Annotated in this window: 23 protein-coding genes and 3 pseudogenes; 11 read left to right on the forward strand and 15 right to left on the reverse strand. The window is 68.6% G+C overall.

Annotation, left to right across the window (positions count from 1 at the left end; translation table 11 throughout):
• Positions 1-17 precede the first annotated feature (17 nt).
• From LRD69_RS28480 to LRD69_RS28495, 4 genes are all read right to left on the reverse strand, one after another.
• A complete protein-coding gene (locus LRD69_RS28480; RefSeq protein WP_277329396.1) occupies positions 18-530 on the reverse strand; it encodes a GNAT family N-acetyltransferase in 513 nt (170 codons plus the stop codon).
• Positions 531-621: 91 nt separating this feature from the next.
• The gene (locus LRD69_RS28485) at positions 622-1,380 is read right to left on the reverse strand and encodes an SDR family oxidoreductase (protein WP_277329397.1); all 759 of its coding nucleotides are present in this window, start codon (positions 1,378-1,380) and stop codon (positions 622-624) included.
• Positions 1,381-1,507: 127 nt separating this feature from the next.
• Positions 1,508-2,194 (reverse strand): SDR family oxidoreductase, encoded by a 687-nt coding sequence (locus LRD69_RS28490; RefSeq protein ID WP_277329398.1) that lies wholly within the window; start codon positions 2,192-2,194, stop codon positions 1,508-1,510.
• A gap of 518 nt (positions 2,195-2,712) precedes the next feature.
• Entirely contained in the window at positions 2,713-3,777 is a 1,065-nt protein-coding gene (locus LRD69_RS28495; protein ID WP_277329905.1) for a lipoate--protein ligase family protein, read from the reverse strand.
• A gap of 515 nt (positions 3,778-4,292) precedes the next feature.
• Here LRD69_RS28495 and LRD69_RS28500 point away from each other — a divergent pair.
• The 3 genes from LRD69_RS28500 (at position 4,293) to LRD69_RS28510 (ending at position 6,613) form a co-directional block, all read left to right on the forward strand.
• Positions 4,293-4,649, forward strand: a complete 357-nt coding sequence (locus tag LRD69_RS28500) for a carboxymuconolactone decarboxylase family protein (protein WP_277329399.1) — start codon at positions 4,293-4,295, stop codon at positions 4,647-4,649.
• A gap of 117 nt (positions 4,650-4,766) precedes the next feature.
• Entirely contained in the window at positions 4,767-5,180 is a 414-nt protein-coding gene (locus tag LRD69_RS28505; RefSeq protein WP_277329400.1) for an SHOCT domain-containing protein, read from the forward strand.
• Between the two features lie 89 nt (positions 5,181-5,269).
• Positions 5,270-6,613, forward strand: a complete 1,344-nt coding sequence (locus tag LRD69_RS28510) for a diacylglycerol kinase family protein (RefSeq protein ID WP_277329401.1) — start codon at positions 5,270-5,272, stop codon at positions 6,611-6,613.
• Between the two features lie 253 nt (positions 6,614-6,866).
• Here the strand turns inward: LRD69_RS28510 and LRD69_RS28515 are convergent, their stop codons facing one another.
• Together LRD69_RS28515 and LRD69_RS28520 are read right to left on the reverse strand one after the other, a co-directional pair.
• Entirely contained in the window at positions 6,867-7,403 is a 537-nt protein-coding gene (locus LRD69_RS28515; protein WP_277329402.1) for an isochorismatase family cysteine hydrolase, read from the reverse strand.
• A 28-nt stretch (positions 7,404-7,431) separates the two neighbouring features.
• A complete protein-coding gene (locus LRD69_RS28520; protein WP_277329403.1) occupies positions 7,432-7,731 on the reverse strand; it encodes a hypothetical protein in 300 nt (99 codons plus the stop codon).
• An 84-nt stretch (positions 7,732-7,815) separates the two neighbouring features.
• Here LRD69_RS28520 and LRD69_RS28525 point away from each other — a divergent pair, with 84 nt between their 5' ends.
• Positions 7,816-9,354 (forward strand): CYTH and CHAD domain-containing protein, encoded by a 1,539-nt coding sequence (locus LRD69_RS28525; protein ID WP_277329404.1) that lies wholly within the window; start codon positions 7,816-7,818, stop codon positions 9,352-9,354.
• 217 nt (positions 9,355-9,571) lie between these two features.
• Here the strand turns inward: LRD69_RS28525 and LRD69_RS28530 are convergent, their stop codons facing one another.
• The 8 genes and pseudogenes from LRD69_RS28530 to LRD69_RS28565 form a co-directional block, all read right to left on the reverse strand.
• Complete coding sequence (locus tag LRD69_RS28530; RefSeq protein ID WP_277329405.1) at positions 9,572-9,802, reverse strand: hypothetical protein; 231 nt, start codon at positions 9,800-9,802, stop codon at positions 9,572-9,574.
• A 258-nt stretch (positions 9,803-10,060) separates the two neighbouring features.
• Positions 10,061-10,352, reverse strand: a pseudogene (locus tag LRD69_RS28535) (Rieske 2Fe-2S domain-containing protein); the annotation flags it as partial.
• Positions 10,353-10,459: 107 nt separating this feature from the next.
• Positions 10,460-10,726, reverse strand: a complete 267-nt coding sequence (locus LRD69_RS28540) for a GlsB/YeaQ/YmgE family stress response membrane protein (RefSeq protein WP_277329406.1) — start codon at positions 10,724-10,726, stop codon at positions 10,460-10,462.
• A gap of 441 nt (positions 10,727-11,167) precedes the next feature.
• Complete coding sequence (locus tag LRD69_RS28545; protein WP_277329407.1) at positions 11,168-12,910, reverse strand: complex I subunit 5 family protein; 1,743 nt, start codon at positions 12,908-12,910, stop codon at positions 11,168-11,170.
• The gene (locus LRD69_RS28550; protein WP_277329906.1) at positions 12,907-13,257 is read right to left on the reverse strand and encodes a sodium:proton antiporter; all 351 of its coding nucleotides are present in this window, start codon (positions 13,255-13,257) and stop codon (positions 12,907-12,909) included. Before LRD69_RS28550 ends, LRD69_RS28545 begins: the two co-directional genes overlap by 4 nt.
• Positions 13,258-13,277: 20 nt before the next feature.
• Positions 13,278-14,018, reverse strand: coding sequence for an MnhB domain-containing protein (locus LRD69_RS28555; protein WP_277329408.1), 741 nt, complete (start codon positions 14,016-14,018; stop codon positions 13,278-13,280).
• The gene (locus LRD69_RS28560) at positions 14,015-14,275 is read right to left on the reverse strand and encodes a DUF4040 domain-containing protein (protein ID WP_093771008.1); all 261 of its coding nucleotides are present in this window, start codon (positions 14,273-14,275) and stop codon (positions 14,015-14,017) included. The genes LRD69_RS28555 and LRD69_RS28560 overlap by 4 nt, the downstream gene beginning before the upstream one ends.
• Positions 14,268-14,729 (reverse strand): MrpF/PhaF family protein, encoded by a 462-nt coding sequence (locus LRD69_RS28565; RefSeq protein ID WP_277329409.1) that lies wholly within the window; start codon positions 14,727-14,729, stop codon positions 14,268-14,270. The genes LRD69_RS28560 and LRD69_RS28565 overlap by 8 nt, the downstream gene beginning before the upstream one ends.
• Positions 14,730-15,422: 693 nt before the next feature.
• On the opposite strand from LRD69_RS28565, the gene LRD69_RS28575 reads away from it, so the two are divergent.
• From LRD69_RS28575 to LRD69_RS28595, 5 genes and pseudogenes are all read left to right on the forward strand, one after another.
• Positions 15,423-15,683 carry a hypothetical protein gene (locus tag LRD69_RS28575; protein ID WP_277329411.1) on the forward strand — a complete coding sequence of 87 codons (261 nt, stop codon included), beginning with the start codon at positions 15,423-15,425 and terminating at the stop codon, positions 15,681-15,683.
• Between the two features lie 91 nt (positions 15,684-15,774).
• Positions 15,775-19,020: pseudogene (gene fdh / locus LRD69_RS28580) on the forward strand (formate dehydrogenase).
• A complete protein-coding gene (locus tag LRD69_RS28585) occupies positions 19,017-19,931 on the forward strand; it encodes a 4Fe-4S dicluster domain-containing protein (protein WP_277329412.1) in 915 nt (304 codons plus the stop codon). Before fdh ends, LRD69_RS28585 begins: the two are co-directional and overlap by 4 nt.
• Complete coding sequence (nrfD, locus tag LRD69_RS28590) at positions 19,928-20,848, forward strand: NrfD/PsrC family molybdoenzyme membrane anchor subunit (RefSeq protein WP_277329413.1); 921 nt, start codon at positions 19,928-19,930, stop codon at positions 20,846-20,848. The genes LRD69_RS28585 and nrfD overlap by 4 nt, the downstream gene beginning before the upstream one ends.
• A gap of 134 nt (positions 20,849-20,982) precedes the next feature.
• Positions 20,983-21,147: pseudogene (locus LRD69_RS28595) on the forward strand (metal-binding protein); the annotation flags it as partial.
• Positions 21,148-21,677: 530 nt separating this feature from the next.
• Here LRD69_RS28595 and LRD69_RS28600 read toward each other — a convergent pair.
• Positions 21,678-22,547, reverse strand: a complete 870-nt coding sequence (locus LRD69_RS28600; RefSeq protein ID WP_277329414.1) for an SDR family oxidoreductase — start codon at positions 22,545-22,547, stop codon at positions 21,678-21,680.
• Positions 22,548-23,082: 535 nt separating this feature from the next.
• On the opposite strand from LRD69_RS28600, the gene LRD69_RS28605 reads away from it, so the two are divergent.
• Both LRD69_RS28605 and LRD69_RS28610 read left to right on the forward strand, forming a co-directional pair.
• Positions 23,083-23,634, forward strand: coding sequence for a hypothetical protein (locus LRD69_RS28605; protein WP_277329415.1), 552 nt, complete (start codon positions 23,083-23,085; stop codon positions 23,632-23,634).
• A gap of 74 nt (positions 23,635-23,708) precedes the next feature.
• Complete coding sequence (locus LRD69_RS28610; protein WP_277329416.1) at positions 23,709-24,188, forward strand: hypothetical protein; 480 nt, start codon at positions 23,709-23,711, stop codon at positions 24,186-24,188.
• Positions 24,189-24,236: the final 48 nt, after the last annotated feature.

Genomic DNA, 24,236 nt, shown 5'->3' on the forward strand with positions numbered 1-24,236 from the left:
CACTCCGCCCACGACGTTCATCGCACCCAGTAGCGCCGCACGGGGCCGTGTTCGGTCTCCCGGACGGCTTCGAGGACGCCGCCGTGGTGCTCGATCGTCTTCACCGAGGCGAGGTTGTCGACTTCGCAGACGATCAGCACCCCGTCCAGGCCGAGCCCCCGCGCCTCGTCGAGCATCCGGCCCAGGGCCCACGTGGCCAGCCCGCGCCGACGTGAAGACGGCCGGATCCCGTATCCGATGTGGCCGTACTGCAGCACGTAGTCGTCGAGCCCGTGCCGCAGAGCGATCCCGCCGTGCACGCGATCGCCCTCGACGATCCATCGGTACGTACAACCCCGGCCGGTCTCCATGGCTTTCGGAGCCGACTCGTCGGCCAGCAGCGCCACCCAGGCCGCGAACCCGTCCGGAGAGTCGACCTCGTGGGACGGCCCCAGCCCGAATCCGTCCTCGTGGAGGCCGGGACCCCACTCGTCACGCGCCTCGAGCCAGGCGGAGTGCAGACGGGTGGTGGGCGCGATCAGTTCAGGCATACGGCGACGATACCGATCCGGCGAGTTCCTTCCGCAGCCACGTACGGACCCGAGGCCGTGGCACGCCGACCGAACCCCGCTTCCTCCGCTGTCAGCCGACGAGTTGCTGGCCGCCGTCGATGTCGTAGGTCGCGCCGGTGAGTGCCGTGTTGGTCATGATGTGGACGGCGAGCGCCGCGACGTCGGCCGGCACGACAACGCGGCCGATCGGCAGCGCGGCGCGCAGTTCCTCCCGACGGGCGTCGAGTCCGTCACCGAGAAGCCGGGCCGACAACGGCGTGTCCACGAAGCCGGCAGCGATCAGGTTGACCCGGACCGGCGCGAGCTCGAGCGCGAGGCCGGCGGTGAGCGCGGGCAGCGCGGCGGTGACCGCGGGCGCGATCCCGAGGCCGGCGCGGACCCGCCGGGCGCCCGTGCCGCCGAGGAGCAGCAGCGTGCCGCCCGGCCGTACCGTGCCGGCGGCGAGGCGCGCGACCTCGAGCGCGAGCGCCGTGTGCCCGCTGATCGCCCGGCGCGCCTGATCGGCGTCCATGTCCAGGAGGCGCCTGTAGGACGGGTGTCCAGCGGTGACCATGATGTGGTCGACCGGACTGGGCAGATTCTGGAAGAACCGCTGCAGCGCCGCCGAGTCGTCGGCGTCGAAGGCGGCGGTGCTGAGCGCTCCGACCTCGGCGGCCGCGGTGCGCAGCCGTTCGGGGTCCCGTCCGGTGAGAATCACCGCGGCGCCTTCGGCACGGGCGTGCCTGGCGGTCGCCAGACCGATGCCCGCGCTCCCGCCGATGACGACGAGGGTCTGTCCGAGCAGGGCCGGGTCGCGGGGGACGGGCGCCGCCGATGGCTCAAAACTCATGAATCCTCCTCTGCCGTGGCGACACAGGTGTCTGCTGAAATGAGCCACCAACTCTGCGGTCTCCGGAACGAATCAGTCGATCAGACGCGGGTAGCGGGTGCCTCCGCCAGGCGAGACCGGCGTCTCCTCACCGTTCGAGCGGTTGCGACAGGGCGTGCTTGACCTGCCTGGTCCGCTCGTCGGTGAGGACCTCGACCCGGTCGTTCGCCAGGGCGTCCAAGGTCTGCTCCGCGACGTCGGCCGCGCTGATCTTCGGCGCGTCCGTGAAGGAGCTGAGATCCGTCTCCACGAAACTGGCGTGGACGCCGACCACGAGCGTCCCCTGCTCGCGCAGGCCTTCCCGCAGCGCACCCGTCAACGACCACTGGGCTGCCTTGGAGGCCGCATACCCGGGGTAGTCCGGCCGAGAGGTCCACGAGGCAGTCGACAGCATGTTCACCAGTGCGCCACCGCCGTTGCGGGCCAGGACGGGTGCGAAGGCACGGGAGACGGCCCAGGTGCCGAAGTAGTTGATCTCCATCGCCTGGCGTGCCCCGTCGAAGGAACCTGCCAGGAGCTCGGTGCTGAAGCCTCCGACGCCGGCGTTGTTGATCACAATGGTGACGTCACCCGCCGCGGCAGCTGCCGCGGCAACCTCCTCGGGCTCGGTGACGTCCAGCCGCAGCGCAGTGACGTCCTCATCGGTCACGCTCGCCGGATCGCGGGCGCCGGCGTAGACCTTGGCTGCTCCGCGGTCGATCAGCGCACGAGCGAACGCGCGGCCGATGCCCCGATTGGCCCCCGTCACCAGGGCGACTGATCCTTTGATCTCCATTGCGCTTCCTCCCTGCCGACTACCTGCCGTGCCCGGCAGGTCGTCGGGACGCGTGATGCTCCCGCGAGCGGCTCAGTTCGGCCGGCACTGCGAGGGACACGCCGCTGCCCATGCGTGAGTGTGCAGCACGCAACCCATCGCCCCGGGGCCGGAATTCTCAGCCGCGTTGCGGGGCGGTGCCGGGCGAACGGGCCGTCGTGCACGCCGACGCGCCCGTGGAGCACGTTTCCTCCACTGCCAGCGTGCACCGGATCCCGCGGCTCTGCATGTGTGAACGGGGCCCGAGCGCAGGGCGAGCCACCTGGGCGGCCGCGGCTCGGTGAGGGCCGGCCGGCCGTCGGACGGGCAACGCCCTGATACACCGGCCGGACGGCGCCTTGCGGGCGGTGTGGTGGCCGTTCCCCACTGACCTGCAAGTGCAGGGGATGGTGCGTCGACTCTGAATGCCGCGCGGAACGGCGACGGCACCGATGCTTCTGTGGTGTGGTCACTCTCCGTCGCAGAATGTCTCCGCGCGCTTACGGCACGCGTGCCGTCCACTCCGCACTGCTGTATTTGGCGGCGGCCAGTTCTTCCGCTCGTGCCAGTTCCTCAGGAGTGATGCGTCCCTGGGCGAGTCCGTAGCGGTTGCGGAAGGACTCCACCATGCGGTCGATGACGGCCTCGCGCGGCAGGCCGGTTTGGCGGCGCAGCGGGTCGACGCGCTTCTTCGCCGACGTGGTGCCCTTGTCGGACATCTTCTCCTTGCCGATGCGGAGGACCTCGAGCATCTTGTCGGCGTCGATGTCGTAGGACATGGTGACGTGGTGGAGCACGGCGCCGGGTCCGCCGTCCGGGCCGACCATGCGTTTCTGGGCAGCGCCGGCGATCTTGCCGACCTCTGTCGCGATGTCGTTGAGCGGCTGGTACCAGGCCTTGATGCCCATGTCGCCGAGCGCCGCGAGCACCCAGTCGTCCAGGTAGGCGTAACTGTCCGCGAAGGAGAGGCCGGAGACGAGGGCGTCCGGGACGGACAGCGAGTACGTGATGGTGTTGCCGGGCTCCACGAACATGGCGCCACCGCCGGAGATGCGGCGCACGACCGTGACACCGTGACGCTCGGTGCCCGCCGGCTCGACCTCGTTGCGCAGTGACTGGAAGCTGCCGATGATCACAGCGGGGGAGGCCCACTCCCAGACGCGCAGGGTCGGCGGACGCCGGCCTGCTGCGACCTCCGCGGTGATCACTTCGTCGAGTGCCATGTGCAGCGCGGGGGACTGCGGGACCTCGTGGATGAGCTGCCAGTCGTAGTCGCTCCACTCGGTGGCATGCGCAAGCGCCCGGCGTACGGCGACGGCGACCCCCTCGGAGGTCAGGCCCAGCATCACCGTGGAGGCGGGCAGTGCCACGTTGATGCGGGTCGCGAGACCGGCGGTGTCCGTGTCGGCCGGGGCGCCTTCCAGCGCGGCGTTGATCGCGAGGATGGCTTCGTCGGGTTCGAGGAAGAAGTCCCCGGCGACCCGCACGTTGCGCAGCGCGCCGCCCTCGACGTCCAGATCGACCACGACGAGCTTGCCGCCGGGGACCTTGTACTCACCGTGCACAGCCATGCCTCCAGAGACGCCCGACTCCTCGATGAATCGGCTCCGATCACCTACAACGCTGCCACCGTGAGGGATTAATCCGAACCCACATCCCACGCTTCGGCTCCGTGATCGTGCCCTGGTCCGTGTGTCGAGCAGCGGGCTGTTGGTGGTGTGGTCGCTTCAGTCACGGGCCGTCGCGAGCGTCGGCACCGACAAGCCGGCCCACCGGCGGCCACTGCCCGTCACGGCTGCGGTTTTCCGCAGGTCAGCCATCTGGCGTGGCCGGGAGCTCGTGACTGAGCGCCTTTGGTTGGCCAGCGAGCACGGGCTGTCGCCGTGAGGTCGTGGTCCGCTGTGCTTCGGCAGATTGGGACTGAAAGGGCTGTGAACGAGCCTTGACATGGATCAATACCTGCTCAGCCCAGCGGGCGTGCTTTCTTCGGGGCTCCTACCGTAGAGGAGTGGGCCGATGTTGCGTCGGTGCAGCGGGCGGCCTGTATCGGCTCCGCACAGCACCGGAAGGTGGTTCGGAGATGACCAAGACCACAGAAGCCCCCGTTCTCGAGACGCTCTCCGCTATGACAGTGGACTCGATCGAGCGTTGTGGGCTGGACGACAGCACACTCATTCTCACGCGCTTGGCAGCGCTCGCGGCCATGGACGCACCCACGATCTCCTACGTTGCGCATGTCGACCCCGCCATGAAGGCGGACTTGACGATCGAGCAAGTACAGGACGTTCTCGTTGCCATCGCCCCGGTTGTGGGCACGGCACGCGTCATGTCGGCCGCAACTCACATCACCGAGGCACTCGGCATTGCCATCGAGGTAGCCGAGTCCGAAGCAGAAGCGATGGCCGAGGCCGGAGCCCATAACCGGAGCCAGTCCTGAGTGAATCCTCGCTCGCCAGGGCGGAGGAGCTGGACTGATCGTCGAGCGTGGCAATGCCGTCTGTGAGGCGATCGCCACTGACGTGGATCAGCGATGGCGCTGAAGAGGAGAACGCACATGACCGCCGAGATGAATTTGGCCTACGACTATCCGCTCCTGGGCGCATTCTGGACCTTGCTGTGGATTTTCCTGTGGATGATGTGGATTTTCCTGCTCTTCCGGATTTTCTCGGACATTTTCCGTGACGACTCCCTCAACGGGTGGGCCAAGGCAGGGTGGTCCATCTTCGCGATCGTCCTCCCCTTCCTCGGTGTGTTCGTGTACCTGATCGCGCGCGGCAAAGGCATGGGGGAACGCGAAGCGCATCAGGCCCGAGCCCGGCAGCATGCGTTCGAGAGCTACGTCCGCGAGGCCGCCGGCACCGCCAAGCCGAGTGCGGCGGAGGAACTTGCGAAGCTCTCGGAAATCAAGGCCAGAGGCGACCTCACGGACGAGGAGTTCCAGCGCGCCAAGGGGAAGATCCTGCACTGAAACGCCGTTCGCGTGCGAATCGGCCTGTGGGCCGTGGTGCGAGGGCTTTTTTCCTGTCCGGCATCCGGTGGATCGGCGGGAGGTGCCCCATGAGCAGGCGCGGGATTGCGCGTCTGGCCTTGGCGGCGGGCGCAGCGGCGCTTCTGGTGCTGGTGGTCTTCGGCGGGCTCGGAAGCCTCGTGCTCATGGGGGTGGGGTGGGCAGGACTCGCGCTCACGGCGGCCGGCGTGTGGTGGATGCTCACCCACACCGGCTGGATCAGGGTGCTGGCCGCGCTACTGGTGGTCGCCGCGCCGCTCGGTGTTCTGCTTCTGTACGCGGCTGCCGGGCTGCTGTGGGTCGTGGTGGCCTCGCTGGGTCTCTGGGCGCTGGCCGTTTCCGCAGGCAGGGCCGCACTTGTCGAAGACACCTCACCGAGCATGACGGAGCGCTCCGTCAGCCGGGCAAAGCGACCATTCCTGATCATGAATCCGCTCTCAGGCGGCGGAAAGGTCGAGAGGTTCCATCTGGCGGAGCGAGCCAGAACCCTCGGTGCCGAGGTCGTCGTGCTGGATCCGGCGCAGCGGCAGGATGTGACCGAGCTCGCGTGTCGGGCCGTCCAGGGTGGAGCCGATCTGCTCGGCGTCGCAGGTGGTGACGGTACGCAGGCCTCGGTCGCCGGTGTGGCTGCAGAGCACGACATCCCCTTCATGGTGATCAGTGCTGGCACTCGCAACCACTTCGCCAAGGATCTGGGCCTGGACCGGCAGGATCCCTCCAGGTGTCTGGAGGCACTGACCGACGGCGTCGAACTGCGCATCGACCTCGGCTACCTCCACGCGGGAGTGCCTGGGGACCGGAGCGCGGGGCGCGTCTTCATCAACAACGCCTCGTTCGGCGTGTACGCGGAAGTCGTGCAGAGTCCCGCCTATCGCGACGACAAGGCCCGCACGATCCTGGAGATGCTGCCGGATCTGCTGACACACCCCAGCGGCACGCGGCTGAGTGTCCGTGCCGGTTCGCTGACTACGGACGGTCCCCAGGCCGTACTGGTGAGCAACAACCCCTATGAGAGGGGCGACTCGGCCGGACTGGGGCGCCGAGAGCGACTGGACTCCGGCGAGCTGGGGGTGCTTTGTGTGAGCGTCGGCAACGCCGCCGAAGCGACAGAGCTCCTGCTGCGTGGCCGGCAGGGCCGCGGGCTGACCACGGCCACCGCCCGACGAGAGGTCGTTGTCGACGCCGACGCTCCCGTCATCCCGGTCGGTGTCGACGGCGAGGCGCTGATGTTGCCCACTCCGGTGCGCTGTCGCCTCGCGGCCGGCGCTCTGCGCGTGCGCGTGCCCCGGAACCGGCCCGGTGTGCCGCACGGTGCCCCGCCGATGGACTGGCGGCGGGTGCGGCGTCTGGCGCTGACGATGGGGCGGGTCGCGGCAGGACGTGGTGCCGCCTGAGCGAACGGTTGGTGTTGGTCCGGCGGACGTAGGGCGGTCATCGTTCGTCGGTGGGCGGAGGAGCAGCCGTACCGGGTCCGGGCCGGGCAGGCTGTTCGGCGGTGGTGAGGGGCAACCATTCCGCTCCGGTGGGAGCGCGATGGCACGTCGCTCTTCGTTCCGGTGTGCTCGATCGCGGACGCGGACTCCTCTCACTCGTGCGGCTGATCCGCCCGCATTGATCCGCGGTCACCCGTGCAGAGCGCACAAACTGTCAGAGTTCGATTGCGTCGCCTGGCCTGATGGTAGCGTTCATATTTCGCTGCATCATGCGCAACGCCGCGTCCGCGAGGTCGGAGTGAATATGTGCGACTGCATCATTGGGAATTGTTACATTCAAATGCCGGATGTGGGCATCCAGTGCTGAATACAGGATGCACTGCTCCGTCACCTGACCGCATAGGATAATGTGGTCGACGCTCAACTGGCTGAATAGATAGGCTAGGGGAGTCTCGTAAAATATCGAGTGCCGGGCTTTGACGACAAAAAGTGATGCCTCGTCCGGGCGCAAGGGCTCGACCAGATCGCCGCGTGCACCTGCAAGGGCTGTTTCCACGATTTCGCCGTGATGGGAGCGCCATTCACCAAAATTGTCGTTGGCATAGATGACGGGGACATTCCGTTGCCGAGCTTCCTCTATGAGTCGAACAATCCGGGGAACCGCGCGCTCCACCGATGGGATAAGTAGCTCTGCATCCGGATGCTCATAATTGTTGATCATATCGATCACGATGAGCGCCGTCTTTCCCATACGTCCATGGTGACACTCTTCAGGGCGTTCAGGCATCCGAGAGGCTCTCCCCGAACCGGGGCTGGATCTCCGCATACTCGGCCGAGTGGAGCGCCCTCGGCTGATTGACGTCGCGCACCGGTAAGGGCTTGAGTTCTTGCTTGATGACGGCTCGGCGCTTGCCGTTATCCGTTCGGTAGGTGGCTACGTTACCGGCGATGACCTGGCCAGACCGGGCACGGTTGACGGCGGCTACGAGCTCGCGGACACCGAACGGGAGATCCCCCGACGGGAGCGGGATGCCCGCGGTCTGCGCCGCGGTAGGCGCTTCCTTGGTGTTCGGAGACATCGTCCGACCGGTCGACACACTCAGAGTGGCCCTAAAGTGGTTTATATGCAGGTTTCAACCCGATTACGTCAAGGGGGGATCTGTATGGCTCATTCCACACGAGAGACGGAACGCAAGTACGCGGCGCCTGCGGCCGACGACATCTCGTGGCTGCATGACCTGAGTGGTGTGGGCCCCGTCGCCTCGGTCGCAGAGCGTGGGATACAGGAGCTGGACGCCGTCTACTACGACACCGATGACTTGCGTCTGGCCCGCACCAGCGCCTCCCTGCGGCGCCGGACGGGCGGCACGGATTCCGGGTGGCACCTGAAACTGCCTCTGCCCGGGGACAGCCGGGAGGAGATCCGCACTCCTCTGTCGTCGGAGAACGTCCCAGTGGAACTGCGTGATCTGGCTCTCTCCCGCACCCGCGGCGCGGCGCTGCGGCCGGTGATGCGGATCCGCTCCACCCGCTTCTTGCGCCATCTCCTCGATGGCGAGGGTGACGTCCTGGCCGAGCTGAGCTTGGACGTCGTGTATGCCGATTCGCTGCTCGATGACGACGGTGGGCACGCGATGTGGACGGAGATGGAGGTCGAACTCGCCGACGGTGACCCCGCGCTCCTTGACGGGATCGAGAAGGTGCTGCGCAAGAATGGCGTCGACCGCGCGCAGAGCGTGCCCAAGGTGGTCCGCGCCCTGGCGGAGACCACGCCCTTCCTGGAACGCACGTCGGATGCGCGCGCCGAGGTCACCCCCGGGTCGGCCGGCCACCACGTGCTCTCCTACCTGGACCGACTGGTCGACGCTCTCAGGGACCTCGATCCCGCAGTCCGTCGCGACACGCCCGACGCCGTGCACCGGATGCGGACCACAGCCCGCCGCCTGCGCGGCTGCCTGCGTTCCTACCGCTCGGTTCTCGACCGTCAGGTCACCGACCCCATTCGCCGGGATCTGAAGTGGCTTGCCGGTGAGCTCGGCGTGGAACGCGACCACGAAGTGCTCCGGGAGCGACTGACCTCCGGCGTGGGAGAACTGCCCGGGGAACTCGTCCTCGGCCCCGTCAACGCGCGGCTGCAGGCCTGGGACGCGGCGCAGCGGGCCGAGGGCCGTCGACGCACCCTCGATGCACTCGCCTCGCACCGCTACCTGAACCTGCTGGAGAAGCTGAAGCTGCTGGCCGATGCTCCGCCGCTGCGTACCAAGGCGGCCGGCAAGCCCGAGAAGGTCCTGGTGAAGGCGCTTTTGAAGGAGTACGACCGGCTCGTTCAGCGCATGGATCGTGCGCTCGACATGCCTTCCGGGTCGGAGCGTGACGCCACGATCCACCATGCTCGCAAGGCCGCGAAGAGGCTCCGCTACGCTGCGGAGGCGGCCCGCCCGGCCCTCGGGAAGCCTGCGCGACGTCTCGGCAAGCGCGTCAAGGACGTACAGCGGGTGAGCGGTGCCCAGCACGACAGTGTGGTGACCTGTGACAGCCTGCGCCGCCTGGCGGTCTCTGCGCATGCGGCGGGCGAGCCCGGGTTCACCTGGGGCCTGCTGCACGGTCAGGAGAGGGCCGCAGCCGGCGCCCGGGAGCGGCAGCTCCCCGAGGTGTGGGCTCGTGCCCGCGCGGCGGCTCGCCGCAAGGCCCTCCGTCGCTGACGGATCCGGGAGGACCGTGACTGTGTGCCGTTCCGCTTCTCTTGGAACATGAGAGCCGGGTGACCAGCCCCGGAAGGAGCGCATGGACCGCCTGCACGCTCTGCAGCTATCTGGGTACGTACACCGTCGGCGCGCGCCGCTCGACAGCGCTCACCAGCACCTCGGCCACCTGCCGGACCGGGGAGCTCTTCTTCGCCCTTTTCTGCACCCGTCGGGGCTACCGTGACCGGACCGCTCTGAGTACCAGCTCGGCCTCGCCGGGGCGCAGCCGCCGCGCCAGTTCGCCGGTGGCGCGCCCACGAGCGGCTTCTTCCAGCAGCGGGGCAAGGGTTGCGCAGTCGCCGTGCTCGGTGCGCAGACAGATCAGCCCTTCCGGGCCTCGTCGTAGGTGTACGGCCGCGCCCTCCACTGCGTTCCACGGCCCGTAGCTCAGCACTTCCGGCTTCATTGTCGCCGCCCTCTCAGTCGGTGGGCAGCGCTTGGAGGAGGTCTCCTGCCTGTGGGTCGGACGGAGGCCGGGTGAGGTCCGCCTGGGCAACCGGCCCGACCGGACGGTGTCCGTCCCGCGCGGGACGCCGTCGTGGCCTGGGTGCCGCCGTCGTGTGCATCATTCCTGCCTTTCGTCGGTTCGCATGCGGTTCTGTCGTTCTCGGTGAGACCGGGGTACCCGGCAGTCCGGCGGCCACATTCGGGAGAGCGTTCCTCCTCAGACCTCTTCGCCGTCGAGCACGTCCATCTCCTCCAGGGGCCGGACCGCCGGTCCTTGTAGGACCGTGCCGTCGACGCCGAAGCGGGAGGCGTGACAGGGACACTTCCATGAGGTCTCCGCCTCGTCGAATGCCACCAGACAGCCGAGACGGGTGCAACGGGCGGATACGCCTCGACCGTGCCGTTCGGGTCCCGACAGACGGCGCAGCGGCGCTTTTTGACACCCCCACCGCACCCGTGCGAGGGGAAACGTGGCTGACCGAGTCCAGGCGGGTCACTCGCAGCCGGTCGCTGCGGCGCGGCTGGGCCGTCGGGTGCTACCGGCCGGGAGCAGGCACCGACCGGGGGTTCTCGATCCCGGGTCGGCGGTCTGCGGCGACGCCGTTGGGCGGGCGCCTCAGTGGGTGCGTCGTCCTGCGATGAGCCGGTAGATGGCCAGGACGATGACAGATCCGACTACGGCGGCGATCCAGGTGGAGAGATGGAAGAAGCCCTTGATCGAGTGCACGCCGAAGATGACCTTTCCCAGCCAGCCGCCCAGCAGACCGCCGACGATGCCGATCAGCATGGTGATCAGGCAACCTCCCGGGTCCTTGCCCGGCATCAACGCTTTGGCGATCGCACCTGCCAGCAAGCCGATCAAGATCCACGCAATGATGCTCATACACACGCACCTTCACCTAAACGTCGTTGCCCGCCGTCCCTCGTGTCCCTCGTCGGCCACAACGAACGGTTGGCCGTTACCAGCCGGACAACATCCAGCATCCTGCAGCCCCTGCACCGCACCACTTCAACGCGCAGGGCGACGTTGGTCAGGCCGAGTGCGGTCATGCCCGGGAGCCATACGCCTCGAGGCGGCGACGAGCACTCCTGGGGCTGGCGCCCCGACTGCGTCTGGATCGGGAAGGGCGGCTGGGTCATGGGACGTGTCGATGTCGGCAATGCCATCAAGGAGCTGACGACCGACGCCACCACAGCTCGTGCTGTCCGGCCACCGCAGCGAGCGGAGACGATCGCACACTTCCGGACGGAGCCCTGGATGCCCGATATGCCTGCGAAGAACCACCGTGAGCGGGCTCGTGCTCGCAGGGACAGAGCATTCGGGTCACCCGGTAAGGATGCCGGGCAGTGAGAGCGCACCGATGAGGGTGGTGCCGGCCAGGAGCCAGACCACGTAGTCGCCGATGTGCCCCGAGTGCATGCGCCGAAGAGGCGTCGTCCAGCTGTGAGCTTCCTGACGGGCGGGGCCATGTACGGCCGCTGCGGCCAAGCCCACGGCGAGTGCAGCGGAGACGATCCCGAGGAGCGTCCCAACCGGAGTCCAGTGAGGTGCACGATGGGCGCCGAACGCGTCGCCCGCGGACGTGGCAAGCCATGGAGCCAGACCGGCCGCGACAGCTCCGACGAGCAGCGCGGTGGGGACTGCGGTCATCGTCGTGGGCACCCGGCGAATACGGCCCTTGGTCTCCGGCTCCTCGTCCTTGCCCTTCGTCTCGTGTGCCGGACCGGCCTCGGGTCGCTTCCCGGCGCCGAGGAACACCCGTGCGGCGACCCGGAGCACCGCTCCCGCGGTGACTGCGGACACGACCACGAACACCACGGCGAGGAGTGCGCCCGCAGCTTCTTCCGTGACCGCTTTGCCGAGACCCGTGGCAAATGGTGGCATTCCGGACAGAGCCAGCGCACCGGTCGCGAACAGGACGCCGACCCGCCTCAACTCTTTTGCACGTCCGTACAGTTCGTGTTCGTCGACACTCCCGTACCGGTCGAGGAGGATGCCCACGCAAGCGAACAGGGCGGCCTTCGCCCCCGCGTGGCCCAGGATGTAGACCGCGATCCCACTGGTTGCCGCGGGGCGCAGGAGGCCGATTCCGATGAGGAAGAGCCCGGTGTGGGCGACCGTCGAATAGGCGAGGAGCCGCTTCACATGCCGTTGCTGCCAGCACATCACCGCGCCGATCAGCGCTGTCAGCACGCCGAGCGTCACCAGGGCGCGTTCAGCGTCCGGTGCGGGGATGCCGCCGGGCCCGGCGAAGATCGTGTGGTACACCCGCCACACGCCGTACGCGCCGAGTTCGACCATGACTCCGGACAGCAGCATGCAGACCGGAGTCGGTGCGACGGCGTGTGCGTCGGGCAGCCAGAAGTGGAACGGGACGGCGGCCGCCTTGGTCAGGAGCCCCGTCAGCACCAGGACGAAGGCGCACAGGGTCAGTGCGTCGGGCCCACCGTCTGCGTCGAGCCGCTCTCCGATCTGCCGCATTCCGAGCTCGCCGGTGCGGGCGTACAGCAGCACGATTCCGGTCAACGTGGTGTACGCGCCGAGGGAGTTGATCACCCCGAACGTGAGCGCGCCCTGCACGGCCTTCGCCTCCTCCACGCGGTAGCCGGTCAGGGCGTACGCCACGACGCTCATGAGCTCGAAGAAGACGAAGGCGTTGAAGAGCTCACCCGTGAGCGCGAAGCCGCACATGCCCGCCTGGAAGAGCAGCACGAGAGCCGGAAAGGAGCCCGCGTGCCGACGCGGTGGCTCGTCGAAGTAGCGCCAGGAGTAGATGAGCACCGCGACGACCAGGACAGAGACCAGTGCCGCCAGACCCACCCCGGGCACGTCGCCGACCAGGACGATACCCACACCCTCGCCGCCGCTCGGGCGCCAGCCGCCGACCCATTCGACAGCATTCGGCGAGGCGTTGAGCAGGAGCGCCGTGGCCAGGCCCGCGGTGGCCATGGCCACGGTGCAGCCGATCGAGTCGGCGGCGATACGCGGCAGACGCCGTCCGGCGGCCACCAGCACGGCGGCTCCCATCAGCGGCAGCGCGACGATCAGAGGCAGCAGATGGCTCATCCGCACAGCTCGGTCAACTCGTCGGGGTTCACCGTGCCGTGTCGTTTGGCGACCTGTATCACCAGGGCCAGCAGCAGAGCGGTCACGGTGGCGCCGACCACCACGTCGGTCAGGGCCAGTGCCTGCACGACGGGGTCGACGAGCGGTCTCGATCCCGGCTTCAGGTCGGAGAAGACGGGTGCGGTGCCGCCGTCGCGATAGCCCACGGCGAGCAGCAGCACATAGGTGGAGGACTGGCAGACCGCCAGGCAGCCCACCGCATGAACGAGGTGGCGGCTGGTGGCGAGGCCGTAACACCCGGCCAGGAAGATCCAGCCGGCGACCAGATACGGCAGTACCGACATCATGACCTGCTCGTCCCCCCCACTCATTTCTCGCCTTCCTTCTCGATCTCCACGGCCTGGTCGAGGAAGCGGGCGAGCAGCACCACCACGGCGCACGCCACTTCCATGCCGACGGCCATGTTCAACAAGGGCACGAATCCGCCCGAGGCGAGCGTGTTGAACGTTCCGTGCGGCATCAGAGTGTTGGCGAGAAACGAAGAACCCGCGATGAGACCCGCCAGGCCCAGCACGAGATACGTCGCTTCGCCCACCGCGTCGCCGACCTCGTACACGCCGACCGGGCGGATCCGTTCCAGCGCGCGGTAGTCGGCCCCGATGTAGAGCAGGTGGAGTGCGGTCGCCACGACGACCCCGCCCTGGAACCCGCCGCCCGGGCTGAGCTGGCCGTGTGCGACCACATAGAGGCCGACGACGAGGGCGACGGGCAACAGGATCAGTGCGTACCCCCTCACGGGGAGCGCAACATGCACGGACGCGGGAGGCACCTGACGCTCCTCGCGGGTCTGTCGGAGCAGCACAACGGTTCCGAGCACTGCTGCGAAGAGAATGGTCTCCTCGCCCAGGGTGTCGAAGGCCCGCTGGTCGAAATTGACGGCCGAGATCACATTGGCGGTGCGGTGGGCGAGCGCCGCCCGGACGGCACGGTCACCGTAGGGGTGGCTGTCACCGCCGAAGCCCGGCAGCCGCAGGCAGGCCGCTCCGAACAGGGCGGCGAAGCCCAGGCAGCCCACGGCCAGGATCCACATCCGTAGTCTGCGGCTCATCGGCCGCCTTCGTCGCGCTGCCCGCGGCGGCGCACTTTCCGTACGGACAGAAGGATCAGCAAGGGGGTGAGTGCCGAGCCCACCGCCAGCTGTGACAGGGCGACGTCCGGTGCCTGGAGGACGGTGAACAGCACCGCGAGCGCCAGACCGAGCACCGAGAGAACCAGAGCCTGACGGGCCGGGTCACGGACCGCCACGGCGGCGGTCGCGGTGGTCGCGACCAGGAACAGTGAGATCACGATGAGGCCGTCAGTCACGTCGGGCCTCGCTCGACTCGAGGTAGGCGCCGGACAGTGTCCGTGAGGAGATCACGTTTCCGGCGATGAGCAGCACTCCGACGACTGCGAGTTTCACCGCCGCACGCCCGGGGCCGGCGGCCACGCACGACGCGATCACGACCGGCACGGTGGCGGCGGCCGCCAGCACGGTCGGCAGCTGTGCCTTTTGCGGGACCTCGCCCAGTTCGTCGGCGAGCAGCCGTGCGTACACGAGCGTGCCGACGGGGCCCAGCACGGCGAGGACCAGAGCGAGATCGGTGTAGGCGGGGCGGCCGTAACCCTGGGCAAGCAGCAGCATGACCAGACAGACCACCGAGGTGCCGAAGTTCTGGGCGACGACCCTGCGCCCGAGCAGTCCGGTCGCCACACCCCACACCACCGGGAAGAGACCTGCCACCAGGAGCACGGATGCGCACGCGAGCCATGCGTTCACCGGCCGCTCACAGCCCGGCGTGCCGCGACGGCCGCGACTGCCCCCAGCAGTGCGCATCCCAGACCGACGAACACCTCCAGCGGTTCGATCCTGCTGATGAGCACCAACCACAGCGCCGACAAAGACACTTGCCACACGAGGATTTCGGCGACCAGGCCACCCAGCCGTCTTCCCGTCATGCGAGGGCCGGAGGGCGGGCCGCCGCAGGGAACTCTGTGATGCGCAAGGTGCCTCCTTGTGGTCGTCGTGCATGGCTTGTGCTCATCCGGTGCCCGGTGGGGCTTCAGGCATTCCCCGGCCGTAGGGGAAACAACCGGAAGCAAAGCAGCTACAGGCGGAGTGAAGCGGAGGAACGCCCATGCCCACGCCTCGGATCGGGGATGAAAAGACCTGTCTGGCCCTGCACCACGAGGTGAAGGCGGCGAGGACCGCCAACAGTGCGGCGGCTTCCCGACAGGTGCGGTCGCCGCCTGGCCGACAAGCAGACGCGTAGGAGGAGCGCATCGAGGACCACCTCCCCGCAGAGGTGCAGAGGGGCGGGATCGAAGGCGGTCGCGCACGACCTAGGGGGAACTCCTCCACGCCCTGCGCAGCTGACCGGCCTCGGCGCGGGACCCCGATCGACGGCATACTCGTCGGCCGCCGGGGTACTCGCCCCACACCACACCCCCAGTGTGAGGAAGCGAGAACGCCGTGAGCGAGCACCGTCCGGAACCCCCTGGGAACAGCGGGGGGCCGACACCGAAGCCGATACCGAGGGACCTGCCGGATCAGCAGGTCACCGCCGGCGAGGACCCCTGGGACGCCCCAGGCGCCTCGACGTCTTCCACCGCCGACGAGCAGCCCGACCCGGAGATTCCCGATACGGACGAGGTCGGCACCGGCAGGAGGGGCGCCCCGCACTCCGGGAACCGGCGTCCGGGGTATCCCGTGCCCGACGAACCGCCCGCCTGACGCTCCGCGCGCCGCGGAAGCCCCGGCAGGTGACGCTGGGAGGAACGCCCGCGACTGTCGACAGGAGTCCGGCCGCCCGAGAGGACACGTAATGGGTGTGCGCACCTGGGTCAGCGACTGGCCCGTCTACCGACAGCTGACCGGATCCGACCCGCTGGCGCGTGGCCGGGCGGCCATGTCCCCACACACGCAGCAGCTCAGACCGCGCACCGGCACCGCCGAACGGGTGGTTGCTTCCGTCTGCCCTTACTGCGCGGTCGGCTGCGGCCAGCAGATCTACGTCAAGGACGACAAGGTCGTCCAGATCGAGGGCGATCCCGCCTCGCCCATCAGCCGAGGCCGCCTGTGCCCGAAAGGATCTGCCACCCTTCAGCTCACCACAGGCTCCGCGCGTCGCCATGAGGTCCTCCACCGGCGCCCGTATGCCTCCGAGTGGGAACCCCTCGACCTGGAGACGGCCATGGACATGGTCGCCGACCGGGTGGTCGAGACGCGGCGCCGCACCTGGGAATGGGAGAAGGACGGGCTGCGCACCGCACGCACGCTCGGCATCGCCAGCCTCGGCGGCGCGACCCTGGACAACGAAGAGAACTACCTGATCAAGAAGCTGTTCACCGGGCTCGGCGTCGTACAGGTGGAGAACCAGGCGCGGGTCTGCCACAGCTCCACCGTCGCGGGCCTGGGCACCTCTTTCGGCCGCGGCGGCGCCACCACGTTCATGCAGGACCTTCAGCATGCCGACTGCATCGTCATCCAGGGTTCCAACTTCGCCGAGGCGCATCCGGTCGGGTTCCAGTGGGTCATGGAGGCCAAGGCGCGTGGCGCCCGCATCATTCACGTCGACCCGCGCTTCACGCGCACCAGCGCCCTCGCCGACCTGCACGTTCCGATCCGGGCCGGCAGCGACATCGCGTTCCTCGGCGCAGTGATCAACCATGTGCTCACCGAGGAGAAGGACTTCCGGGAGTACGTTCTCGCCTACACCAACGCCGCCTCGATCGTCAGCGAGGACTTCCAGGACACCGAGGACCTGGACGGCGTCTTCTCGGGACTCGACCCGGACAAGCACCACTACGACCCCAGCAGCTGGCAGTACGAGGGTGTGGAGGTCCAGGCGCCCTCCGGCGACGTCGACGAACAGTACGAGCAGAAGACACAGGGCTCGGGCCGTGCGGAGACCCACGGGTCGGGAGGAGCCCGGACCGGCGCCCGCCCACCGCGCGACGAGACGCTCAACCACCCGCGCTGCGTCTACCAAATCCTCAAACGCCACTACGCCCGCTACACCCCCGAACTTGTCGAGGAGACCTGCGGAATCCCGCGCAAGACCTTTCTGCGCGTCTGCGATGCCCTGACCGCCAACTCCGGTCGTGAGCGAACCAGTGCATTCGTGTACGCCGTCGGCTGGACCCAGCACTCCACCGGTTCCCAGTACATCCGCGCCGCCAGCGTCCTCCAGCTCCTCCTCGGCAACATCGGCCGCCCCGGCGGCGGCATCCAGGCCCTGCGGGGCCATGCCTCCATCCAGGGCTCCAGCGACATCCCGACCCTCTACAACCTTCTGCCCGGCTACCTGCCGATGCCGCACGCCCACGCTCACGAGAACCTGGACGCGTTCGTCGAGGCCAGCCGCACCGAGAAGGGCTTCTGGGGCAACATGCGGGCCTACTTCGTGAGTTTGCTCAAGGCGTACTACGGAGACGCCGCCACAGAGGACAACGACTTCTGTTTCGATCACCTGCCGCGTCTCACCGGCACCCACTCCACCTACAACACGGTCATGGCGCAGCTCGACGGCGCCTGCAAGGGCTACTTCCTGATGGGGGAGAATCCGGCCGTCGGCTCCGCCAACACTCGCCTCCAACGGCTGGGAATGGCCAACCTGGAGTGGCTGGTCGTCCGAGACTTCTCCCTCATCGAGTCCGCGACCTGGTGGCAGGACGGACCCGAGATCGAAACGGGTGAACTGCGCACCGAATCGATCCGTACCGAGGTCTTCTTCTTCCCGGCCGCCGCACACACCGAGAAGTCCGGCTCGTTCACCAACACCAATCGGTGGCTGCAGTGGCATCACGCGGCCGTGGAACCCGAGGGGGACGCCCGCAGCGACCTGTGGTTCATGTACCACCTGGGTCGGCGCATCAAGGAGAAGCTGGCCGGTTCGACCGAGCCCATGGACCAGCCGGTCCGGGACCTCACCTGGGACTACCCCGTCGAAGGGCCGCTGCGTGAGCCGGTCGCCCACGCGATCCTGGCCGAGATCAACGGACACGGCCCGGACGGCGGTCCGCTCTCCGCCTACACGGAGCTGAAGGACGACGGATCCACCCGCTGCGGCTGCTGGATCTACTGCGGGGTGTACGCCGACGGCATCAACCACGCCGCTCGGCGCACACCTCACACGGAGCAGGACTACGTGGCCGCCGACTGGGCATGGGCCTGGCCTGCCAACCGCCGCATTCTTTACAACCGGGCCTCCGCGGCCCCCGACGGGACGCCGTGGAGCGACCGCAAGGCGTACGTGTGGTGGGACGACATGGAAGGGAAGTGGACCGGCCGCGACGTCCCCGACTTCGTACCCGACCGCGCGCCCGACTACGTGCCACCGGAAGGCGCAACCGGGCCCGACGCCCTGCGCGGCGACGACCCGTTCATCATGCAGGCCGACGGCAAAGGGTGGCTGTACGCGCCCGCCGGCCTGGAGGACGGGCCGCTTCCCACCCACTACGAGCCGCAGGACTCGCCCTTCCCCAACGCCCTTTACCCGTCCACCGCGCGCTCGCCCGTACGGCAGCTGCTTCCGCGCGAGGGCAATCGCTACCACCCCAGTGGCAACGAACCGGGCGCGGAGGTCTATCCGTACATCGTCACCACCCACCGTCTCACCGAGCACTTCACCGCCGGTGGCATGAGTCGCTGGTCCCCCTAACTCTCTGAACTCCAGCCCGAGTTCTTCTGCGAACTCTCCCCGCAACTGGCTGCCGAGCGCGGCCTGGAGCACGGCGGTTGGGCCACCATCATCACCGCCCGCAATGCTGTCGAGGCGCGCGTCATGGTCACTGATCGGCTCAAGCCCCTGACAGTCCACGGGCGGACCGTCCACCAGATCGGGCTGCCCTTCCACTGGGGGCCCAACGGGATCTCCACGGGGGACGCGGCCAACGAACTCATGGCCATCGCGCTCGACCCGAACGCCCACATCCAGGAGGACAAGGCACTCACCGCCGACATCCGCCCCGGTCGGCGCCCTCGCGGGCCCGATCTGCCGAAGCTGGTCGCGGAGTACCGACGGCGCGCAGGAGTCACCGAGACGACAGGGATGGAGAATCGGACATGACGGACCGGCACCTGTTCAGCGGTCCCGAACCGGACCCGGCCCGCGACGCCGGCCACCCGGAACCCCCGGAACGGGTCGGATTCTTCACCGACACGTCGGTCTGCATCGGCTGCAAGGCCTGCGAGGTGGCCTGCAAGGAATGGAACGCGATCCCGGAGGACGGGATGCCGTTGAGCGGCATGAGCTACGACAACACCCAGGGGCTGGGCGCCTCCACATGGCGCCATGTCGCCTTCATCGAACAGAAGGTGCCTGCGCCGGACGGGCGCACCGAGCTCTCGCTCGTCGAGGGCACCCCGACTGCGCCCCAACCCCCGCAGGCACCGGACGGCATGCGCTGGCTGATGTCGTCGGACGTCTGCAAGCACTGCACACACGCGGCCTGTCTGGACGTATGCCCCACCGGCTCACTGTTCCGCACGGAATTCGGCACCGTCGTCGTCCAGGAGGACATCTGCAACGGCTGCGGCTACTGCGTGCCCGCCTGCCCGTACGGGGTGATCGAGCAACGTCAGCACGACGGAAGGGCGTTCAAGTGCACGATGTGCTACGACCGCCTCGGCGCGGGACAGGAACCGGCCTGCGCGAAGGCCTGCCCGACCGAATCCATCCAGTTCGGACCACTGGACGAGCTGCGCGAACGCGCCGCCCTGCGTGTGGACCAACTGCACGAACAAGGCGTGGAACAGGCACACCTGTACGGCCACGATCCGCACGACGGGGTCGGTGGTGACGGAGCGTTCTTCCTGCTCCTCGACAAGCCAGAGGTGTACGGACTCCCGCCCGACCCCGTCGTGACCACCCGCGATCTGCCGACCATGTGGAAGCACGCGGGCGCCGCCGCACTGTCCCTCGCCGGCAGCATCGCGCTCGCATTCGTACTGGCCGGTCGAACCAAGGAGGGACGATGACCAGGACCCGGCAGCGACGTGGTGAACAGGTCATGGTTCCGCGCGCGGAATTCGAGTCCTACTACGGGCGTCCGATCATCCACGCCCCGTCCTGGGCACCCCGCGACATCGCCGGATACTTCTTCCTCGGCGGTCTCGCCGGAGCAGGCTCGGTGCTCGCCGCCGGATCCCATCTCACCGGGCGCCCTCGCACCGCCACCGCGATGAAGGTCTCGTCCCTCGCCGCCGTTTCGCTGTCCGCCGCAGCCCTGATCCATGACCTCGGCAGACCCGGCCGGTTCGCCAACATGCTGCGTGTGTTCAAACCGACCTCCCCGATGAGCATGGGCTCCTGGCTGCTCAGCGCGTACGGCCCCGCCACCGGGGCGGCCGCACTCAGTGCCGTCACGGGACGGCTGCCCCGGGCGGGCGCCGCAGCGACCACGGGGGCCGCGCTGCTCGGGCCGATGCTGGCCTCGTACACCGCCGTCCTCGCCGCCGACACCGCCGTTCCCGCCTGGCACGGCGCGCACCGAGAACTTCCCTACCTATTCACGGCGTCTGCGACCGCCGCCGCCTCGGGGATGGCACTGATCGTCGCGCCACCGCATGAGAGCGGTCCCGCACGTTGCGCAGCGGTGCTCGCGGCAACGGCCGAGAGCCTGGCGACCGAGGCCGCCGAACGACGCCTCGGCATGGTTGCGGAGACCTGGCGCGAAGGCCGCGCGGGTGCGCTCATGCGTACCGCCCGCTCCCTGACCCTTGCGGGAGCCGCGACCGCGGCACTGGCCGGCGGCCGCAGCCGGCCGGCCGCCGTGGTGGGTGGGCTCGCACTGCTCGCGGGTTCGGTATGCACCCGCTTCGGCGTCTTCGCGGCAGGGATCGCCTCCGCGGAGGACCCGAAGTACACCGTCGTACCTCAGCAGAAGGGAGAGTGACCCCGATGGTCACCCTTTCTGTCACCGGAGCGTCCAAGGAGGACGTTGCCACCGTCTTCGACGTTCTGCGGATTCCACACCGACCGTCCCTCCGACGCCGTGCCCCAGGAACAGCCGGGGGACGCCCTTGCACCCTGCGTCGTCTGGCGGTCTCTGCGCACGCGGCTGGCGAGCCCGGCTTCACCTGGGGCCTGCTGCACGGTCAGGAGAGAGCCGCAGCCGGCGCCCGGGAGCGGCAGCTCCCCGAGGTGTGGGCTCGTGCCCGCGCGGCGGCTCGGCGCAAGGCCATCCGTCGCTGACGGATCCGGGAGCCTTGAGGCGATGCGATGTGCGGCCGGGGGGTGTGGCGACGGGCCAGCGGCTTCGACAAGTCGGCTGCAAGGAGTGCTTCGTCCGTCGACGACCAATCCGCGCCGGTGACGACTGGCGCTGTCTCCTTCCGACGTGCCGAGAAGACCTGCGCATGCTTGCCAACATAGCCAAGGCGCCTTCACGAGTGCAGGCTGACCGTGCTTCGCGAGCAGCTCGCACCCCGGCCGGGCCCCCGCCGTATGTCAGTCGAGGGAATGGCTGCGGTGGCCGTTAGTGCCGCATCAGGCACGTTCGGCCACTGGGCCGCCGGCCCCAGGCCTGACCGCCGACCGTTGCTCAGTCGGGGTGAGACTGCGGCTGCTTGGAGTTGGTAATGGACGGCCACGATCGCGGTGTCAGGCGGGTTGCGGAACCTGCCCGGCGCCGAAATGCTCCGACGAGGTCCGAGCGCTCGCGGCTGCGGCGAGTTCACGGCGGTACCCGCGGTTCTGCCGCAGAGCATGCGCCGGCCGGTCCGTCAGACGTCTTGGCCGGTGGCGGCCGCCCGCCCGCCCGGGCCCAGCAGTCCGGTCGCGGAAAAGTCCGAGTGCATCAGTTCCTGCTGGGAGAGCCGGGTGACCAGCCCCGGCAGGAGCGCGCGCACCGCCTGCACGCTCCGCAGCCACCCGGGGACGTACACCGTCGGCGCGCGCCGCTCGACAGCGCTCACCAACACCTCGGCCACCTGCCGGACCGGGTAGACCTTCCGGGCCGGAGGGGGCATGTGCGCTCGTAGTTCCCGCAGCACGGCATGGTGGTCGGCGTCGCGGATCATGTCTGTGTCGGTCCAGCCCAGATAGGCCGTTCCCACGCCGACCCCGCAGGGAGCCAACTCGGCGCGGAGCGAGTGGGCGAAGAACTCCACCCCGGCTTTCGAGGCGCAGTACGCACTCATCAGCGGTGCCGCACCGATAGACGCCAAGGAGGCGATCTGGAGGTAGTAGCCGCGGGTAACGAGCAGGTCGGGCAGGAACGCCCGGGCGGTGATGGAACTACCCACGAGATTGACCTCGATGACGCGACGCCAGGTGTCCGAATCGGAGTAGGCGAAGGGCCCACCCTCGGCGACCCCCGCGTTGGCCACCACTACGGACGCGCGGCCCAGCCGATTACGGACTGCCTCGGCAGCCTCCGCCATCGCCACGTCATCCGTCACGTCCACGTGCCAGTGGTGCGATGTGGTGGGAAGGCCTGCTGCGACCTCGGCGAGCGCCTCCTTCTCCAGTCCGAGCAAGGCCACTCGGGCACCGCGTTCGGCCAGCCGTCTGGCCATGGCTTCGCCCACTCCTCGGGCAGCGCCGGTGACCACAGCGGTGCGGCCTCGCAGAACGTGCTTGTCAGCGGCCACTGGAACTCCTCGACGCCAGTCGTTCAGGGCCAGGCTCCTGGGTCTCGCCCTCGTCTGCACATGCTTTCCGCCCGTTGGGGCTGCCGCGACCGGACCGCTCTGAGTGCCGGCTCGGCCTCGCCGGGAGTCGCCGTGCTCGGTGCGCAGACAGATCAGCACTTCCGGCTCCATCGTCGCCGTTGTGAAGCCGGGGGCCAAACGCTGCGGCGTGACTGGGCCGGTCGGGTGCGATAGGCCGCGAGCGTATTCGGCCAGGTGGGGGCTGAGATACCAACGCCCGGGGGCTTCCTGATGGGCACGTCGCCACCGGGCTCCAGATCGCGTGAATCGCACGGTTCGAGGGTGCGACTACTCGTGCCCTCGCGCTGTGGTGCGCGGTCCACTCCGTGCTGCCCCCAGTGGCGGGCGATGCGTTGGGAGCGTATGGCTGGTATATATGCGGCGGCCCGGTTTGGGATGGCGCGCGGGGCGCGGGAATCGCCTCCCGGGCTGCCGCGCTGGTGGGATCTGAACAGCGACATCAGGGAGGCGCTCGATGTCGTCAGGAATCGTCATTGCGATCATTGCCGTGGTCGTCCTTATCGCCCTCGCGATCGGCTTGTGGATGGCAATTCGTCGCCGCCACCTGCGAAATCGTTTTGGGCCGGAGTATGAGCGCACAGTTGAAGCCGGTGACAGCCGCATGGCGGCGGAGCGAGATCTGCGCGCCCGCGAGGAACGGCATGACGACCTCGATGTGAAGCCTCTGGCCTCGTCTGCCCGTCAGCAGTACGCGCGGGACTGGAACGGTGTGCAGGAGCACTTCGTGGACCGGCCGCAGGAGGCGGTCGGTGAGGCGGACCAGTTGGTGACCCGGCTCATGAAGGAACGTGGCTACCCGACCGAGGGGTACGAGCAGCAGCTCAAGGACCTGTCGGTCGAACACGGGCGCACGCTGGAGCACTACCGCGCCGCACACGAAGTCAAAGCACGCAGTGGCGATCAGCAGACGACCACCGAGGAACTGCGGGGAGCGATGGTGCACTACCGCGCGCTCTTCGACGACCTGCTCACCAACGGCGACAGGCCGGGACAGCAACGCGCCTGACCAGGACCCCGCGTAGGCCGGCGGGCCACGGATCGAGGGCTCGCCCTGAACCGATTCGGACGAGGTGGACAAGCATGCAGCGCGAACACAGTGAAGCGGGCGACACGGGCCTGAGCACCGAGGACCTCGCCCGGCCTCGGCAGGACCAGGACGCAGACCCGGGCACGCCGTCGGCATCAGCGGATGACTCTCCCCCGTACGCCGCGGATGCCACTGCGGACGGGGCGTCCCCGGAGCGGGCGGCAGGCGCACCGCATGCATCGGCGCCGGAGGACACCCAGGAGAACGAGCCGCTTCTCGGGCCCGAGGAGGCCGAGGCCTTCAAGTCCAAATGGACGGCTGTCCAGACCGCCTTCGTCGACGATCCGAAGGATGCCGTCCGTGCGGCCGACGCCTTGGTCGCCGACGTGATGCAGACGCTGGCCGGGTCGTTCGCATCCCGCAAGGATGGGCTCGAAAGCCAGTGGGGCCGGGGCGAGGAGGTCCTCACCGAGGATCTGCGCATAGCACTTCAGCGCTACCGCTCGTTCTTCAACCGCCTGCTCAGCACCTGACAGTGGCTCCCATGGATCAGCGGGGAAAGCACCTGTGATGCCCGCCTT

The sequence above is a fragment of the Streptomyces sp. JH14 genome, assembly GCF_029428675.1.
Classification (GTDB): Bacteria; Actinomycetota; Actinomycetes; order Streptomycetales; family Streptomycetaceae; genus Streptomyces.

What these genes read in the sequence shown, in the direction of transcription:
- LRD69_RS28505 (WP_277329400.1), top strand. Translation starts at nt 4,767, where the DNA reads ATGACCGCCGAGATGAATTTGGCCTACGACTATCCGCTCCTGGGCGCA.
- LRD69_RS28520 (WP_277329403.1), bottom strand. Translation starts at nt 7,731, where the DNA reads ATGTCTCCGAACACCAAGGAAGCGCCTACCGCGGCGCAGACCGCGGGC.
- LRD69_RS28485 (WP_277329397.1), bottom strand. Translation starts at nt 1,380, where the DNA reads ATGAGTTTTGAGCCATCGGCGGCGCCCGTCCCCCGCGACCCGGCCCTG.
- LRD69_RS28510 (WP_277329401.1), top strand. Translation starts at nt 5,270, where the DNA reads ATGAGCAGGCGCGGGATTGCGCGTCTGGCCTTGGCGGCGGGCGCAGCG.
- LRD69_RS28490 (WP_277329398.1), bottom strand. Translation starts at nt 2,194, where the DNA reads ATGGAGATCAAAGGATCAGTCGCCCTGGTGACGGGGGCCAATCGGGGC.
- LRD69_RS28525 (WP_277329404.1), top strand. Translation starts at nt 7,816, where the DNA reads ATGGCTCATTCCACACGAGAGACGGAACGCAAGTACGCGGCGCCTGCG.
- LRD69_RS28545 (WP_277329407.1), bottom strand. Translation starts at nt 12,910, where the DNA reads ATGAGCCATCTGCTGCCTCTGATCGTCGCGCTGCCGCTGATGGGAGCC.
- LRD69_RS28530 (WP_277329405.1), bottom strand. Translation starts at nt 9,802, where the DNA reads ATGAAGCCGGAAGTGCTGAGCTACGGGCCGTGGAACGCAGTGGAGGGC.
- LRD69_RS28500 (WP_277329399.1), top strand. Translation starts at nt 4,293, where the DNA reads ATGACCAAGACCACAGAAGCCCCCGTTCTCGAGACGCTCTCCGCTATG.
- LRD69_RS28540 (WP_277329406.1), bottom strand. Translation starts at nt 10,726, where the DNA reads ATGAGCATCATTGCGTGGATCTTGATCGGCTTGCTGGCAGGTGCGATC.
- LRD69_RS28480 (WP_277329396.1), bottom strand. Translation starts at nt 530, where the DNA reads ATGCCTGAACTGATCGCGCCCACCACCCGTCTGCACTCCGCCTGGCTC.
- LRD69_RS28585 (WP_277329412.1), top strand. Translation starts at nt 19,017, where the DNA reads ATGACGGACCGGCACCTGTTCAGCGGTCCCGAACCGGACCCGGCCCGC.
- LRD69_RS28515 (WP_277329402.1), bottom strand. Translation starts at nt 7,403, where the DNA reads ATGGGAAAGACGGCGCTCATCGTGATCGATATGATCAACAATTATGAG.
- LRD69_RS28555 (WP_277329408.1), bottom strand. Translation starts at nt 14,018, where the DNA reads ATGAGCCGCAGACTACGGATGTGGATCCTGGCCGTGGGCTGCCTGGGC.
- LRD69_RS28610 (WP_277329416.1), top strand. Translation starts at nt 23,709, where the DNA reads ATGCAGCGCGAACACAGTGAAGCGGGCGACACGGGCCTGAGCACCGAG.
- LRD69_RS28550 (WP_277329906.1), bottom strand. Translation starts at nt 13,257, where the DNA reads ATGATGTCGGTACTGCCGTATCTGGTCGCCGGCTGGATCTTCCTGGCC.
- nrfD (WP_277329413.1), top strand. Translation starts at nt 19,928, where the DNA reads ATGACCAGGACCCGGCAGCGACGTGGTGAACAGGTCATGGTTCCGCGC.
- LRD69_RS28605 (WP_277329415.1), top strand. Translation starts at nt 23,083, where the DNA reads ATGTCGTCAGGAATCGTCATTGCGATCATTGCCGTGGTCGTCCTTATC.